The organism is Salmonella sp. SAL03688, assembly GCF_046551895.1.
GTDB classification, from domain to species: Bacteria; Pseudomonadota; Gammaproteobacteria; order Enterobacterales; family Enterobacteriaceae; genus Salmonella; species Salmonella enterica.
The window spans coordinates 1-16,249 of sequence record NZ_JBGDVI010000016.1 but is presented as its reverse complement, the minus strand read 5'-3'; the positions used below and the strand labels follow the sequence as shown (position 1 = coordinate 16,249).

The following is a 16,249-nucleotide window of genomic DNA, read 5'->3' as shown; positions in this document are numbered from 1 at the left end:
TTACCTTAGCCAGTTTGTTTTCGCCAGTTCGATCACTTCATCGCCGCGGCCGCTAATAATGGCGCGCAGCATGTACAGGCTAAAGCCTTTCGCTTGTTCCAGTTTGATCTGCGGCGGGATCGCCAGCTCTTCTTTTGCCACGACCACGTCAACCAGTACCGGGCCGTCGATGGAAAACGCGCGCTGTAGCGCTCCGTCCACGTCTGCGGCTTTTTCCACGCGAATACCGGTAATACCGCAGGCTTCGGCGATACGCGCGAAATTGGTGTCGTGCAGTTCGGTACCGTCGGTAAGGTAGCCGCCGGCTTTCATTTCCATCGCCACAAAGCCCAGCACGCTGTTATTAAAGACGACGATTTTTATCGGCAGCTTCATCTGTACCACCGAGAGAAAATCGCCCATCAGCATACTGAAGCCGCCATCACCGCACATCGCGATAACCTGCCGACCCGGCGCGGTGGCCTGAGCGCCGAGCGCCTGTGGCATGGCGTTGGCCATTGACCCGTGGTTAAACGAACCCAGCAGGCGGCGCTTGCCGTTCATTTTTAGATAGCGGGCCGCCCAGACGGTCGGCGTGCCGACATCGCAGGTAAAAATAGCGTCGTCAGCGGCGAAATGGCTAATTTGTTGCGCCAGATATTGTGGATGGATGGCTTTGTCGCTGAGTTTGGCTAAGTCATCAAGTCCCTTACGGGCGTCCCGATAGTGCTCCAGAGCTTTATCGAGGAATTTACGATTGCTTTTTTCTTCCACCAGCGGCAGCAGGGCGCGAAGCGTGGCTTTAATATCGCCCACCAGCGCCATGTCGACTTTGCTGTGCGCGCCAATACTGCCCGGGTTGATGTCAATCTGAATGATTTTGGCATCGCTCGGATAAAAGGCGCGGTAGGGGAACTGGGTGCCGAGCAGGATCAGCGTATCGGCGTTCATCATGGTGTGGAAGCCAGAAGAGAAGCCAATCAGGCCGGTCATTCCCACATCATAAGGGTTATCGTACTCAACGTGCTCTTTGCCGCGCAGGGCATGAACGATTGGCGCTTTTAGTTTTGCCGCCAACGCGACCAACTCCTCATGCGCGCCCGCGCAGCCGCTACCGCACATCAATGCGATATTGCTGGAGTAGCGCAGCAGTTGCGCCAGTTTTTTCAGCTCTTCCTCCGCCGGCGTGACGACGGGGAGCGGGGCATGGTACCAATGGGTGACGGCGTTTTCAGGCGCGGGTTTCAGCGCCACGTCACCCGGCAGTACGACCACGGAGACGCCGCGATTTAACACCGCTTTGCGCATAGCGATGGCGAGTACCTGCGGGATCTGCTCCGGGCTGGAAACCAACTCGCAATAGTGGCTGCATTCACGGAACAACTCCTGCGGGTGGGTCTCCTGGAAATAACCGCTGCCGATTTCACTGGACGGAATATGGGCGGCGATCGCCAGAACAGGGACGTGGTTACGGTGGCAATCAAACAGGCCATTGATCAGGTGCAGGTTGCCCGGTCCACATGAACCGGCGCACACTGCCAGCTCGCCGGTAAGCTGCGCTTGTGCGCCGGCGGCGAAAGCGGCGACCTCTTCATGGCGGGTTGGCATCCATTCAATGGTTCCCATACGATTAAGACTATCGCTCAGGCCGTTCAGGGAATCGCCAGTGACGCCCCAGATTTGTTTTACGCCAGCCTGTTCCAGCGTTTTGGCGATAAAAGCAGCAACGGTTTGTTTCATGGTTCTCCATCTCCTTAAATGTGATAACGGTTACAAGTTTAGTTGAAGATGACGATGACGTTTTTCTTTGGCGAAGAGAGGGGCGAAAGGATGAAGCGAGCGGCAAATCGCCCGGTAGCGCTGACGCTTACCGGGCCTATGATGGAACGTTTACCGATTATGCGAGAACAAGATCGCCCTGCGGATGGCAGGAGCAGGCCAGTACGTAACCTTCGGCAATCTCCGCCTCGCTCAGCGTCATGGTGCTACTCACCGTATAGTCGCCGGAAACGACTTTGGTTTTACAGCAGCCGCAAACACCTGCCCGACAGGCAGCGGCAACCGGTACTTTATTACTCTCCAGCGCCTCCAACAGCGTCGTACCGATCGGGGCATAAAATTCCTGCGCTGGCTGTAGCTTGGTGAATTTCAGGCCGCTGGTTGCCGTTTCCGCCACCGGCGTGAAGAACTTCTCTTTAAAGAAGCGCGTTACGCCAAGCGCTTTCACTCCCTGTTCGACGAAATCCATATAGGGCGCCGGGCCGCAGGTCATGATGGTGCGCGATGCCAAATCCGGTACGCGCTGTAACAATTCCGTGGTCAGACGGCCCGCGACAAAACCTTCCGTGGCATGATTTTCCGCCACTAGCGTGACCGGATACTGTCGCCACTCGTCGGCAAAAATCACATCATCCGGCGAACGGACGTTAAAGATGACCTGCACATCGGCCTGCGGGCGGTATTTTGCCAGCCAGCGACGCATCGACATGATTGGCGTTACGCCACAACCGGCGGCGAGCAGCAGAAACTTATCTTCTGTTTTATCGTCACAGGTAAAATCGCCCATTGCATCAGACAGCCAGATGTAATCGCCGCGCTTGATGTCATGGGTCAACCACTGTGAACCCGTGCCATCTTCAATCCGACGAACGGTCAGCGTGATATATTCACTGACGCCCGGCGTAGACGAAAGGGTGTAGGCGCGCAGCGTTTCCGCTGAATTACGCACGCTCACCAGCGCATACTGCCCGGCGCGGTAAGGGTAGTAGTCATGGCATAATAGCGCAATTGTCCATACGTCCGGCGTCTCCTGACGGATGTGATGCACCTGCATTCGCCAGGGACATTGTGAGGTTGGCATCGTCATCATTGACCTCCTTACGCGCTCAGCAATTGCTTCATGTCTTCTTCAACGGTGGTCACGGAACGCAGACCGAACTTCTCGTTGAGGATAGCCAGCAGATCCGGCGTGAAGAAGCCCGGTGCGGTCGGCCCGGTGACAATATTTTTCACGCCTAATGACAGCAGCGTCAGCAGAATCACGATCGCTTTCTGCTCAAACCAGGAGAGCACCAGCGACAGCGGCAGATCGTTGACGCCGCAGCCCAGTTTTTCCGCCAGCGTCACCGCCAGGATAATCGCGGAGTAAGCATCGTTACACTGACCGGCATCGACCAGACGCGGCAGCCCTTCGATGTCGCCGAACTCCAGTTTGTTGAAACGGTATTTACCGCAGGCCAGGGTCAGGATCAGGCAGTCATCCGGTACGCTGGTGGCGAAATCGGTAAAGTAGTTACGCTCGCCGCGCGCGCCGTCACAGCCGCCGACCAGGAAGATGTGGCGCAGTTTTTCACGACTGACCAGATCGATGAGCGTATCGGCAGCGCCGAGCAGGGTCTGACGGCCAAAACCGACGGTGATGAGATGCGGAATTTCGCTATACGGGAAGCCCGCCATTTGCTGCGCCTGGGCAATGACCGGCCCGAAGTCATCGCCTTCAAGATGGCTAACGCCCGGCCAGCCGACGATGCTACGGGTCCAGATACGGTCGTCATAGCTGCCCACGGTCGGGTCGATAATGCAGTTAGAAGTCATCACGATTGGGCCAGGGAAGCGGGCGAACTCGACCTGCTGATTCTGCCAGCCGCTGCCGTAGTTACCGACCAGATGCTTGAATTTACGCAGTTCCGGATAGCCATGTGCGGGCAGCATTTCACCGTGAGTGTAGACGTTAACGCCGGTGCCTTCGGTCTGCTCCAGCAGGTTGTAGAGATCTTTCAGATCGTGACCGGAGATCAGAATGCACTTGCCTTCAGTCGCTTTGACGTTGACCTGAGTCGGCGTTGGGTGACCGTATTTGGTGGTTTCACCGGCATCCAGAATGCTCATCACTTTGAAGTTCATCTGGCCGATTTCCATTGCGCACTCCAGCAGCGCGTTCATGTCAGCAGGCCAGGTGCCCAGCCAGGCCATGATTTTGTGGTACTGCGCGTAAATGTCGTTGTCGTATTGACCGAGAACGTGCGCGTGTTCCATATACGCCGCCGCGCCTTTCAGACCGTACAGGCACAGCAGACGCAGGCCGAGGATGTTCTCGCCAATGGCGGCTTTGTCTTTATTCGGGGTAAATTCCGCCGCCTGACGTTGCAGGTCGCCCAGATCGTCGCTGACCAGTTGCAGATCGGCCATCGGATTGTCGCAATGCGCATTGGCATCCACGCTCAGGCACTGCGCTTTCAACGCTTCACGCAAGGCAATCGCTTCACGGGCGTAGCCGACGATACGTGGAGAGTCGAAGTTAACGTTGGTCAGCGTGGAGAAAAACGCGCGCGGCGCAAAGTTATCAACGTCGTGATTAATGATGCCATATTCACGGGCCTTCACTGCCCAGGCAGACAAACCTTGCAAAGCCGCAATCAGCAGATCCTGCAGATCGGACGTTTCAGCTGTTTTACCGCACATTCCCTGCGCGTAGGAGCAGCCGTTTCCGGCTGGTGTACGGATGGTTTGTTCACATTGCACACAAAACATGGTCACACCTTTTAAAGTTATATTTAATATACATGTTTAAGGTTATGCCTGTGAACAAAGGGATAAAAGGGATTTCTGCCATAATGTGCAAGGAGATTGATTTAGCGCAATTTTGGCGGCAGATGCCTACCACCAAAGAGGTATCAGGCCGAGAAGAACGCCATTAAGAGGGGGACCAGCAGGCTGAGGATAAAGCCATGTACGATAGCCGCCGGAACAATCTCTACGCCGCCGGAGCGCTGTAATACCGGCAACGTAAAGTCCATTGAAGTCGCTCCGCACAGGCCCAACGCCGTTGAACGGCTGCGGCGAACCAGACCGGGAATAAGCATAATGGCTAAGAGCTCGCGGGCCAGATCGTTAAAAAATGCCGCGCTGCCGATAACCGGTCCAAACGACTCCGTCAGCAAAATACCGGAAAGAGAGTACCAGCCGAAACCTGACGCCATCGCCAGGGCGGTTTTTAGCGGTAAGTCCAGGATAAACGCATTAATCACGCCGCCCAGTAATGAGCTTGCCACGACAACGACCGCGACCATCATTCCCCGGCGGTTAAGCACAATTTGCTTTAAGGTCATGCCGCTATTTCGTAGCTGAATCCCCACCAGGAACAATAAAAAGATCAGCGTATATTCACTGGCTTCGGTGGCGTGCTGTAAAACAGAGAGTCCGCTCAGGCCGATAACAAACCCCAATACCACTACGCCGCACAGTTGTAGCGACTCCAGCGCCATGGCAATACGCGAAGGCAGTTTTTCCTGCTGATGATGGTGACGCCACGGGAGGATACGTTCCAGCCACAATAAGGCGGCGATATTACACAATAAAATAATCGTAATACTGACGGCGGAATAATGAAAAATCGCCACCAGATTACTGGCGAGGTTATCCAAAAACGCCAGGCTTATTCCCATAAAAAAGAGAATAAGATACACGATCCAGCTCAGTAGCCGGTTAATGAGTTGTAATGCGGCTTTATGTCGCAGTGGAATGAGATAGCCCACAATCAGTGGAACCAGAATGATTAAAAGTCCTGAAAACATGAACAGCCGGGCCCTTTTTTATTGTTTGAATAGCGTACATGACACTACCGAATTCCAGACTATCAGTAAAGCGACACCGTCAGCCGTACATTTATCAGACATTTGCCCCAGGCAAAGGGGGGGAATATCACGCCAGGCGGACGCATTTGCCGTTATACTGCGGTGAATTTTATGGAGTGATGACGTTTTTCTGGAGGAAGCATGATTCTCGAACGCGTTGAAATAGTAGGATTTCGCGGTATCAACCGACTGTCGTTGATGCTGGAGCAAAACAACGTGCTGATTGGGGAGAACGCCTGGGGAAAATCCAGCCTGCTGGATGCGCTGACTCTGTTATTGTCGCCGGAACTCGATCTTTACCATTTTGTCCGTGAGGATTTCTGGTTCCCGCCTGGCGACATAAAAGGACGCGAGCATCACCTGCATATTATTCTGACTTTTCGCGAAACGCAGCCAGGGCGGCATCGGGTACGTCGTTATCGAGCGCTGGAAGCATGCTGGTCGCCTTGCGAGGATGATTTTCACCGTATTTTTTATCGGCTAGAGGGCGAATGCGGCGCCGATGGTAGCGTGATGACGCTGCGCAGTTTTCTCAATAGCGATGGGCAGCCATTGCCGGTGGAAAATATTAACGATCAGGTGCGCCACCTGGTTCGTCTGATGCCAGTGCTACGTTTGCGCGATGCGCGCTTTATGCGACGTATTCGCAACGGTACGGTGCCCAATGTGCCGGATGTTGAAGTCACGGCCCGACAGCTGGATTTTCTGGCGCGTGAGCTGGCGACCCGGCCGCAAAATTTAACCGACGGGCAGATTCGTCAGGGACTGTCCGCGATGGTGCAACTGCTTGAACACTATTTCTCAGAGCAGGGCGCAGGACAGGCGCGTCACCGACTCATGCGACGGCGTTCGCAAAATGAGCAGCGTAGCTGGCGCTATCTGGATATTATTAATCGGATGATCGACAAACCGGGCAGCCGGTCGCATCGGGTGATCCTGCTGGGGCTTTTCTCCACGCTGTTACAGGCGAAAGGGACGCTGCGGTTACATAAAGACGCGCGACCATTACTGCTGGTGGAAGATCCGGAAACCCGTTTACATCCCATTATGCTTTCAGTCGCCTGGCAATTGCTCAATCTGTTACCGCTACAGCGGATAGCGACAACCAACTCAGGCGAATTGCTCTCGCTAACGCCGGTGGAGCATGTCGTACGGCTGGTGCGCGAATCTTCCCGCGTCGCCGCCTGGCGTCTGGGCCCGGGCGGGTTAAGCGCGGAAGATGGACGGCGCATCGCCTTTCATATCCGCTTTAATCGCGCATCGTCGCTGTTTGCGCGTTGTTGGCTACTGGTGGAAGGCGAGACGGAAACCTGGGTTATTAATGAGCTGGCGCGTCAGTGTGGTCATCATTTTGATGCGGAGGGCATTAAAGTCATTGAGTTTGCTCAGTCTGGCCTGAAACCGCTGGTGAAGTTCGCCCGCCGTATGGGAATCGAGTGGCATGTCCTGGTGGATGGCGACGAAGCGGGGAAAAAATATGCCGCGACGGTCCGCAGTCTGCTTAATAACGATCGGGAAGAAGAACGCGAACATCTCACGGCGCTGCCTGCGCTGGATATGGAACATTTTATGTATCGTCAGGGCTTTGCCGATGTTTTTCACCGGGTTGCGCAGCTTCCGCCTAATGTGCCGATGAATACCCGGAAAATTATCACTAAAGCTATCCACCGCTCGTCAAAGCCGGATTTGGCGATTGAAGTCGCGATGGAAGCCGGGCGGCGGGGAATTGACGCCGTGCCGCCGCTGTTCAGAAAGATGTTCTCGCGCGTGGTTTGGCTGGCGCGGGGCCGGGCGGATTAACGTTTGAATGTGGCCGGAACCTGTTCGACGACGCTATCGAGTAACGCATAGCGGCGGCGATACTCGGCCCGTTTTTTACTGGCGATCTCCGCTTCGCTTTTTCGGGCGATCGCCAGCGGTAGCGTATAGTAATTCCCTTTAATTCTTTCACCGCCTAACGATTCCCAAAACGCGTCATAGTCGGCATGCATTTGCGTCTTTTTATCCATGTATCGCCAGCTACGGTAAACGTGCGCATCGTTACTCACAGCTATAATCTTTTCTGCCTGAAAGACTTGCGCAAACTGACAGAGAGCCTCCATCACGATGCGTTTGGGAAAAAGACCATGGCAGGCTTTGGTCGCCTGCTGGATAATTTCGTGAGGGACGTCGTTTGCCGCGCCCTGTAATCCGCCGATAAATAGTGTGCGTTGTTGGTTAAAGCGACACAGGGTAAATGTGATCTCTGCCAGAATACGTAACTGTGCGTCGCGAACAACAATAGTGCTTTCACCTTCTTTATCCAGTGAGACCAGACTGACTAAATCAAGTTGAAACAACTCGCCGGTTTTAGTTTCAAATTTAGCAAGATTCAGGCCATACTGACTTAAATAGCTAACTTGTTGTTCCCGCGATAAAAGTTGGCGCATCTGTTGATAATGAAAACACAGAGCGTCTAAGGCGAAATCGCGTTTAATATTTACAGCCATATAAGGACGATGTAGCCGAATAGGCAAACGCGGCTGACGAGCAAGTAACGTATTTAACTCCGGCCATTGGGTGAGATTAGTCAGTAATTGGCTGGTCGCACGCGGCATGACTAATGAGCGGATTAAAAACTTGCGACGAAAGCTGGCTTTACGCCAGAATTTTCCTGGCTGTAATTGCCCGCGCGTCAGACGAATAAATAATTGTAAAGGAGAGATGTAATCTGAAGTGTACCAGGTATTATCTGTAAGCTGTGTCATGATCGTAATCCGCGACATAAGATTGTCGAGATTGAACCACAGGAAACATTAACCAATCGTCAATACAGCCGACGCTATCTTTATTGTGTCAGGTTTGTTTAGATACGGTTTACTTTCTGGTTGAAATTTTGCCGTCAGGGTTTCTATGCGTGCTAAGGGAAAGAAATTTAAAAAGCGTTATCTGGTCATTATTTTAATTCTTTTAGTGGGGGGGATGGCTGGCTGGCGAATGCTAAATGCGCCGCTGCCAACTTATCAGACATTAATCGTGCGGCCAGGCGATCTTGAACAGAGTGTACTGGCGACTGGAAAACTGGACGCGTTGCGTAAAGTGGATGTCGGCGCGCAGGTGAGCGGCCAGTTGAAAACGCTGCTGGTCTCCATTGGCGATAACGTTAAAAAAGATCAGCTACTCGGCGTGATTGATCCGGATCAGGCGGAGAACCAGATAAAAGAGGTCGAGGCCACCCTGATGGAGCTGAACGCAGAGCGTCAGCAGGCAGCCGCTGAGTTAAAGCTGGCGCGGGTTACGCTGGCGCGCCAGCAGCAGTTAGCTAAGACTCAGGCGGTATCGCAACAGGATCTGGATACCGCGGCGACGGAGATGGCGGTTAAACAGGCGCGTATTGGCACCATAGATGCCCAGATCAAACGTAATCGGGCCTCGTTGGACACCGCGAAAACCAACCTGGAATATACCCGTATTGTTGCTCCCATGGCGGGGGAAGTGACGCAAATCACTACCCTGCAAGGACAAACGGTGATTGCAGCTCAGCAGGCGCCCAATATTCTGACGCTGGCGGATATGAGCACTATGCTGGTAAAAGCGCAGGTCTCGGAAGCGGACGTGATCCATCTTCGGGCGGGGCAGAAAGCATGGTTCACCATTGCAGGCGATCCGCAAACGCGCTATGAAGGCGTTTTAAAAGATATTCTGCCGACGCCGGAAAAGATCAACGATGCTATTTTTTATTACGCCCGGTTTGAAGTGCCGAATCCCAAAAGAATCTTGCGTCTTGATATGACCGCACAGGTTTATATTCAACTCATGGATGTCAAAAATGTGTTGATTATTCCTCTCGCCGCGCTTGGCGAACCGGTGGGCGGCAATCGTTATAAAGTGGCGCTGTTGCGTAACGGCGAAAAACGTGAGCGCGAAGTGATCATTGGCGAGCGTAACGATACAGACGTGGAAGTGGTTAAAGGTCTGGAAGCAGGCGATGAGGTGATCATCGGCGAGAGCAGGCCAGGAGCGACGCCATGACGGCATTGCTTGAACTGCGCAATGTGAGTCGCAGCTACCCCTCCGGAGAAGAGCAGGTGGCGGTGTTGAAAGATATCTCCCTGCAAATCCACGCCGGGGAGATGGTGGCGATCGTCGGCGTTTCCGGTTCTGGAAAATCAACGCTGATGAATATCCTCGGGTGCCTGGATAAACCGACCAGCGGCACTTATCGGGTGGCGGGGCGGGACGTCTCGACGCTGGACCCGGACGCGCTGGCGCAGCTGCGGCGTGAGCATTTTGGCTTTATCTTTCAGCGCTACCATCTGTTGTCGCATTTAACGGCAGCGCAAAATGTTGAAATCCCCGCCGTCTACGCCGGCATTGAACGCAAAAAACGCCAGGCGCGCGCCAGAGAGTTGCTTTTGCGGCTGGGATTAAGCGATCGCGTCGATTACCCACCTTCACAGCTTTCTGGCGGACAGCAGCAGCGTGTCAGTATTGCCCGCGCGCTGATGAACGGCGGACAGGTGATTCTGGCGGATGAGCCGACCGGCGCGCTGGATAGTCATTCCGGCGAAGAGGTGATGGCGATTTTGCGCCAACTGCGCGATCGCGGACATACGGTGATCATTGTGACGCACGATCCGCTGATTGCCGCCCAGGCGGAGCGGATTATTGAAATTCACGATGGCAAGATTGTCCATAATCCGCCCGCGCAGGAAAAGAAACGCGAACAGGGCGTTGACGCTGCCGTAGTTAATACGGCTCCCGGCTGGCGGCAATTTGCCAGCAGCTTTCGCGAAGCGCTGTCGATGGCGTGGTTAGCGATGGCCGCTAACAAAATGCGTACTTTACTGACCATGCTGGGAATTATTATCGGTATTGCGTCGGTGGTGTCGATTGTGGTGGTCGGCGACGCCGCAAAACAGATGGTACTGGCGGATATCCGCGCTATGGGCACTAATACGATTGATATTCATCCAGGCAAAGATTTCGGCGACGACAACCCGCAGTATCGACAGGCGCTGAAATATGACGATCTGGTCGCTATTCAGAAACAGCCGTGGGTTAACTCTGCGACGCCCAGCGTTTCAAAGAGCTTACGTCTTCGCTATGGCAATATTGATATTGCCGTAAATGCTAATGGCGTCAGTGGCGATTATTTTAACGTTTACGGCATGTCCTTTAGGGAGGGGAACACCTTCAATGCTGTACAGCAACAGGATCGCGCGCAGGTGGTGGTGCTGGATGCCAACACGCGACGCCAGCTATTTCCAAATAAAGCGAATGTCGTAGGGGAAGTGGTGCTGGTGGGTAATATGCCGGTTATTGTTATTGGCGTAGCGGAAGAGAAACCGTCCATGTACGGCAATAGCAATCTGTTGCAAGTTTGGTTGCCCTATAGCACGATGTCAGATCGCATAATGGGTCAGTCATGGCTTAACTCGATCACCGTTCGTGTGAAAGATGGCGTTGATAGCGATCAGGCTGAACAGCAGCTTACCCGCCTGCTCACCTTACGCCACGGTAAAAAAGACTTCTTCACCTGGAATATGGACAGCGTCCTGAAAACGGCTGAAAAAACCACCTATACTCTTCAGTTATTTCTGACGCTGGTGGCCGTCATTTCGCTGGTTGTCGGCGGCATCGGCGTCATGAATATTATGCTGGTTTCCGTCACCGAGCGAACGCGTGAAATCGGCATCCGTATGGCGGTAGGCGCGCGCGCCAGCGATGTGCTACAGCAGTTTCTTATTGAAGCGGTGCTGGTTTGCCTGGTTGGTGGAGCGCTGGGGATTAGCTTGTCGATGTTCATCGCATTTATGCTACAGCTTTTCCTGCCCGGCTGGGAGATCGGTTTTTCACTGACTGCTCTGGCGAGCGCGTTTTTATGTTCGACGTTTACCGGGATACTGTTTGGCTGGCTACCGGCGAGAAACGCGGCGCGACTGGACCCGGTGGAGGCGCTGGCAAGGGAGTAATCTTGCTGACGTCATTTGTCGGCCTGATAAGATGCAACGGTGTTGCTATCAGGCACTGGCGTTAAATAAAAATGCCAGCCGATCGGGCTGGCATTTTGCCTCCTGGATGTACACAATGAGACAGAGGAGCTATGCAACGGCCTCTGCTTCGATGGGCACGATGACGCTGGCGTGATTGCCTTTTGGCCCCTGGTGGACATCAAACCGGACAGACTGTCCGGCTTTAAGCGTTCTGTAACCATCCATTTGAATGGTGGAATAATGGGCGAAAATATCCTCGCCGCCGCCTTCAGGGCAGATGAAACCAAACCCTTTGGCATTGTTGAACCACTTTACAGTACCCGTTTCCATGCTTCGACATCCTTCGTAAATCTTATATAAGTAAGATGGAATGAACCGGTGACGGAGTGGGGGCTGTTCAAAACCTCACCAACTCTCGACATTACAATTTAGAGAAATCAGGCGAGGCGTCAAGCATCAGGCAGGGGGGATCGGGTAAAAATGAATCAAAAATTTGAAGCAGTTAACGCTATTGCCGGGAATGTGACAGATGTCGCGGATGGTACTGATAGATGTTAGTTATCTATCAATTGAGGTAGATTGATTGTGTGCATAGACTCTGGTCAGCGGCAGATTTTCCTGCCGACAACCGTAACCGATAATGACGACTGACAATGGGTAAGACGAACGATTGGCTGGATTTTGACCAGTTGGTGGAAGATAGCGTGCGCGACGCGCTAAAACCGCCATCTATGTATAAAGTGATATTAGTCAATGATGACTACACTCCGATGGAGTTTGTTATTGACGTGTTACAAAAATTCTTTTCTTATGATGTAGAACGTGCAACGCAATTGATGCTTGCAGTTCACTATCAAGGCAAAGCTATCTGCGGCGTGTTTACCGCCGAGGTGGCGGAAACCAAAGTGGCGATGGTGAACAAGTATGCAAGGGAGAACGAGCATCCGTTGCTGTGTACGCTGGAAAAAGCCTGAATGCAGGTATAAAAATTGGGGGAGGTGCCTATGCTCAATCAAGAACTGGAACTCAGTTTAAACATGGCTTTCGCCAGAGCGCGCGAGCACCGTCATGAGTTTATGACCGTCGAGCATCTGTTGCTGGCGCTGCTCAGCAACCCATCGGCTCGCGAAGCGCTGGAAGCATGCTCCGTGGATCTGGTGGCGCTCCGTCAGGAACTCGAAGCCTTCATTGAACAAACCACACCCGTACTGCCTGCCAGTGAAGAAGAGCGTGATACGCAGCCGACGTTAAGTTTCCAGCGTGTCCTGCAACGTGCCGTCTTCCACGTTCAGTCTTCCGGGCGTAGTGAAGTGACTGGCGCGAATGTGCTGGTGGCTATCTTTAGCGAACAGGAATCACAGGCGGCTTATCTGCTGCGCAAGCATGAAGTGAGCCGTCTGGATATCGTGAACTTTATTTCTCACGGGACGCGAAAAGACGAACCGAGCCAATCTTCCGATCTCGGCAATCAGCCAACTGGCGACGAACAAGCTGGCGGGGAGGAACGTATGGAAAACTTCACGACGAATCTTAACCAACTTGCTCGCGTGGGCGGCATCGATCCGCTGATTGGTCGTGAAAAAGAACTGGAACGCGCGATCCAGGTCTTGTGTCGTCGCCGTAAAAATAACCCGTTGCTGGTAGGGGAATCCGGCGTCGGCAAAACGGCGATTGCCGAAGGGCTGGCCTGGCGTATCGTGCAGGGCGATGTGCCGGAAGTGATGGCCGATTGCACCATTTACTCGCTGGATATCGGTTCGCTGCTGGCGGGCACCAAATACCGCGGCGATTTTGAAAAACGGTTTAAGGCGTTGCTGAAACAGCTTGAGCAGGATACCAACAGCATCCTGTTTATCGATGAAATCCATACCATTATCGGCGCTGGCGCGGCGTCGGGCGGACAGGTGGATGCGGCAAATCTGATTAAACCGCTGCTTTCCAGCGGCAAGATCCGGGTGATCGGCTCAACGACCTATCAGGAATTCAGCAATATTTTTGAGAAAGACCGGGCATTAGCGCGCCGTTTCCAGAAAATTGATATTACCGAGCCTTCGGTGGAAGAGACGGTGCAAATTATCAACGGCTTGAAACCTAAGTACGAAGCGCACCACGACGTGCGTTATACCGCGAAAGCGGTGCGTGCGGCGGTCGAGCTGGCGGTAAAATATATCAATGACCGCCATCTGCCGGATAAAGCCATTGACGTGATTGACGAAGCGGGCGCTCGGGCGCGTCTGATGCCGGTGAGCAAACGTAAGAAAACGGTCAACGTGGCGGATATTGAGTCCGTAGTGGCGCGAATTGCGCGAATTCCTGAAAAGAGCGTCTCGCAGAGCGATCGCGATACGCTGAAGAACCTGGGCGATCGTCTGAAAATGCTGGTCTTCGGCCAGGATAACGCGATTGAGGCGCTGACCGAAGCTATTAAGATGAGTCGTGCGGGTCTGGGCCATGAGCATAAACCTGTCGGCTCATTCTTGTTCGCCGGGCCAACTGGCGTAGGGAAAACTGAAGTTACGGTACAGCTTTCAAAAGCGCTGGGTATTGAGCTGTTGCGCTTCGATATGTCTGAATATATGGAGCGTCATACGGTGAGCCGTTTGATCGGCGCACCTCCGGGATACGTCGGTTTCGACCAGGGCGGGCTGCTGACGGATGCGGTGATTAAGCATCCTCATGCGGTGCTGTTGCTGGATGAGATCGAAAAAGCGCACCCGGATGTCTTTAACCTGCTGCTGCAGGTGATGGATAACGGTACGCTGACCGATAACAACGGCCGTAAGGCGGATTTCCGCAATGTGGTGCTGGTGATGACCACCAACGCCGGCGTGCGAGAAACCGAACGTAAATCTATTGGTCTTATTCATCAGGACAACAGTACCGATGCGATGGGCGAGATCAAGAAAGTGTTTACGCCGGAGTTCCGTAACCGTCTCGACAACATTATTTGGTTCGATCATCTGTCTGGCGAGGTGATTCATCAGGTTGTCGATAAGTTTATCGTCGAGTTGCAGGCTCAGTTGGATCAGAAAGGCGTCTCCCTTGAAGTCAGTCAGGAAGCGCGCGACTGGCTGGCGGAAAAGGGCTATGACCGGGCGATGGGCGCACGACCAATGGCGCGTGTGATTCAGGACAACCTGAAAAAACCGCTGGCCAATGAGTTGCTGTTTGGATCGCTGGTTGACGGCGGACAGGTCACCGTCGCGCTGGATAAAGAGAAAAATGCGTTGACGTATGGCTTCCAGAGTGCGCAAAAGCACAAGCCGGAAGCCGCGCATTAATCTTCGTTTCACTGCCGTACAAACCGGGCCTTAGCGCCCGGTTTTTTTATGCCGGCTAATAGTTAGCCTGATGGCGTTGTGCTCGCGGTAGGCGGATAAGGCGCTTGTAAATTGCGCCATCATCCGGTAATCGACGGGTCAAATGCGAAAAAAAGCCCGCCCCGCTGTGTGAAAAGGGATGCTGAAGCCGCTGTTACCAATGCCAAAAAACTAATCCTCTTCTCTGAAAAGAGTAGTCTTACACTTAGCACAAAGAATTCTTCTGTGATTATCCCATACCTGTATCAAACCAACATCGCTGAATTTCTCGTGACCACAACTGTAGCAAGATATTTTACTCATATTGTGTTTTTTAATATATTCATCTTTGGTTGGAAGTTGCTTCCAGTAGCCTATCAGTCCGGGCATAACCTCTCCTTGAGTGGTTTATGTAATTTGCAAACCATGATAATAATTGTATAAGAAATAGTTCATTATGAAATTATTGCTTATCACATTTTCGAAAGCGAATGCTATTAGCATCACACTTTCTACGTTGTTATCAACGATAATGCTTTCGTACAGGTAGCTTAGCTGTTGGCAGTGCTATACCCCGTCCAATCATCCATCAACGCCACCCGTTTAGGCCATAACGTCCCACGCTGATACGCTGCTTCAGCCTTATCTGCCAACTGGTGCGCCAACGCATGTTCAATAACCTCACGTGGGTAGCCCGTTGTTTCACCAGCCCACTCACGGAAAGTAGAACGGAAGCCATGCTGCGTTAAGTTGGTATACTCCATTCGCTTTAACACTGCCAGCAAAGCAGTATCCGAAAGTTGTCCTTAACGAGGGGCAGGGAACACAAAGTTATTGCCCTTAAAGTAGAGTAAATCCTTCAACAGAGGAACAGCAGCATCAGACAGAGGAACTCGGTGCTTTTTACTACCGAGAGATACTTATGCAAACTTTTCTAAAGCGTTTTAGGTAGGGGAGTGGGGCGATTTTTATAGAATCTACAGCAACTTCCCTATAGAAACCAAAGGTCCAAAAACAAACCTTTCATCAGGAAAATCACAGTAAAAACAAGAAGTTTAGACTCAAAAAAAGCTCGTTTACACGAGCTTCTTTATGCAGCATTTTATACAGGACAAAACCAACTTTACATTGTAAGCGATTGATTTTGTATCAAATATGGCGGTGAGGGGGGATTGACTCGCTGCGCTCGCCCCTTCGGGGCAGCCCGTTCGCTGCGCGCCCGGTCTGTCCAACTGGCTGCGCCGCTACTCAGCCCATCCCTGGGCCTCGCCCCTTCGGGGCCAGAGCAAGCTCTGTTCAAAAACGCTCCCGGCGTTTTTGTGTCGAACCCCGGTCGGTGGTTCTCATCCCCCCTTGGTTTGGG

At 52.9% G+C, this 16,249-nt stretch carries 13 protein-coding genes and 1 pseudogene; 6 read left to right on the top strand and 8 right to left on the bottom strand.

The genetic code is table 11. The features are described 5' to 3' along the window. From poxB to ACLJR2_RS16055, 4 genes are all read right to left on the bottom strand, one after another. Positions 1-1,719 carry a ubiquinone-dependent pyruvate dehydrogenase gene (gene poxB / locus ACLJR2_RS16070; protein ID WP_000815313.1) on the bottom strand — a complete coding sequence of 573 codons (1,719 nt, stop codon included), beginning with the start codon at positions 1,717-1,719 and terminating at the stop codon, positions 1-3. Between the two features lie 157 nt (positions 1,720-1,876). Next, positions 1,877-2,845: an NADH oxidoreductase gene (gene hcr, locus ACLJR2_RS16065; RefSeq protein ID WP_000178698.1), complete on the bottom strand. Its 969-nt coding sequence runs from the start codon at positions 2,843-2,845 to the stop codon at positions 1,877-1,879. 11 nt (positions 2,846-2,856) lie between these two features. Then, positions 2,857-4,509 (bottom strand): hydroxylamine reductase, encoded by a 1,653-nt coding sequence (gene hcp / locus ACLJR2_RS16060; RefSeq protein WP_000458776.1) that lies wholly within the window; start codon positions 4,507-4,509, stop codon positions 2,857-2,859. A gap of 143 nt (positions 4,510-4,652) precedes the next feature. Further along, on the bottom strand, positions 4,653-5,552 hold the full coding sequence (locus ACLJR2_RS16055) for a lysine exporter LysO family protein (protein WP_000491118.1): 900 nt from the start codon (positions 5,550-5,552) through the stop codon (positions 4,653-4,655). A 201-nt stretch (positions 5,553-5,753) separates the two neighbouring features. Here ACLJR2_RS16055 and ACLJR2_RS16050 point away from each other — a divergent pair, with 201 nt between their 5' ends. Beyond that, a complete protein-coding gene (locus ACLJR2_RS16050) occupies positions 5,754-7,412 on the top strand; it encodes an ATP-dependent endonuclease (protein ID WP_000599770.1) in 1,659 nt (552 codons plus the stop codon). Here the strand turns inward: ACLJR2_RS16050 and ACLJR2_RS16045 are convergent. After that, a complete protein-coding gene (locus tag ACLJR2_RS16045; RefSeq protein ID WP_001519667.1) occupies positions 7,409-8,359 on the bottom strand; it encodes a VirK/YbjX family protein in 951 nt (316 codons plus the stop codon). The two genes, ACLJR2_RS16050 and ACLJR2_RS16045, sit on opposite strands and share 4 nt — an antisense overlap. 145 nt (positions 8,360-8,504) lie before the next feature. Between ACLJR2_RS16045 and macA the strand changes: the two genes are divergently transcribed. Together macA and macB are read left to right on the top strand one after the other, a co-directional pair. Further along, complete coding sequence (gene macA, locus ACLJR2_RS16040) at positions 8,505-9,623, top strand: macrolide transporter subunit MacA (protein ID WP_001201754.1); 1,119 nt, start codon at positions 8,505-8,507, stop codon at positions 9,621-9,623. Continuing rightward, a complete protein-coding gene (gene macB, locus ACLJR2_RS16035; RefSeq protein ID WP_000125895.1) occupies positions 9,620-11,566 on the top strand; it encodes a macrolide ABC transporter ATP-binding protein/permease MacB in 1,947 nt (648 codons plus the stop codon). The genes macA and macB overlap by 4 nt, the downstream gene beginning before the upstream one ends. Before the next feature lie 129 nt (positions 11,567-11,695). Here the strand turns inward: macB and cspD are convergent, their stop codons facing one another. Further along, complete coding sequence (cspD, locus tag ACLJR2_RS16030; RefSeq protein WP_000447499.1) at positions 11,696-11,917, bottom strand: cold shock-like protein CspD; 222 nt, start codon at positions 11,915-11,917, stop codon at positions 11,696-11,698. A gap of 150 nt (positions 11,918-12,067) precedes the next feature. Here cspD and ACLJR2_RS16025 point away from each other — a divergent pair, with 150 nt between their 5' ends. The 3 genes from ACLJR2_RS16025 (at position 12,068) to clpA (ending at position 14,868) form a co-directional block, all read left to right on the top strand. Beyond that, positions 12,068-12,145, top strand: coding sequence for a hypothetical protein (locus ACLJR2_RS16025; protein WP_212742690.1), 78 nt, complete (start codon positions 12,068-12,070; stop codon positions 12,143-12,145). Positions 12,146-12,240: 95 nt separating this feature from the next. Next, positions 12,241-12,561 (top strand): ATP-dependent Clp protease adapter ClpS, encoded by a 321-nt coding sequence (gene clpS / locus ACLJR2_RS16020; protein ID WP_000520789.1) that lies wholly within the window; start codon positions 12,241-12,243, stop codon positions 12,559-12,561. Between the two features lie 30 nt (positions 12,562-12,591). Continuing rightward, positions 12,592-14,868 carry an ATP-dependent Clp protease ATP-binding subunit ClpA gene (gene clpA / locus ACLJR2_RS16015; RefSeq protein WP_000934064.1) on the top strand — a complete coding sequence of 759 codons (2,277 nt, stop codon included), beginning with the start codon at positions 12,592-12,594 and terminating at the stop codon, positions 14,866-14,868. A 210-nt stretch (positions 14,869-15,078) separates the two neighbouring features. Here clpA and ACLJR2_RS16010 read toward each other — a convergent pair whose 3' ends face one another. Together ACLJR2_RS16010 and ACLJR2_RS16005 are read right to left on the bottom strand one after the other, a co-directional pair. After that, entirely contained in the window at positions 15,079-15,276 is a 198-nt protein-coding gene (locus ACLJR2_RS16010) for a hypothetical protein (RefSeq protein ID WP_001117984.1), read from the bottom strand. A gap of 161 nt (positions 15,277-15,437) precedes the next feature. Continuing rightward, positions 15,438-15,794, bottom strand: a pseudogene (locus tag ACLJR2_RS16005) (tyrosine-type recombinase/integrase); the annotation flags it as partial. Positions 15,795-16,249 lie beyond the last annotated feature (455 nt).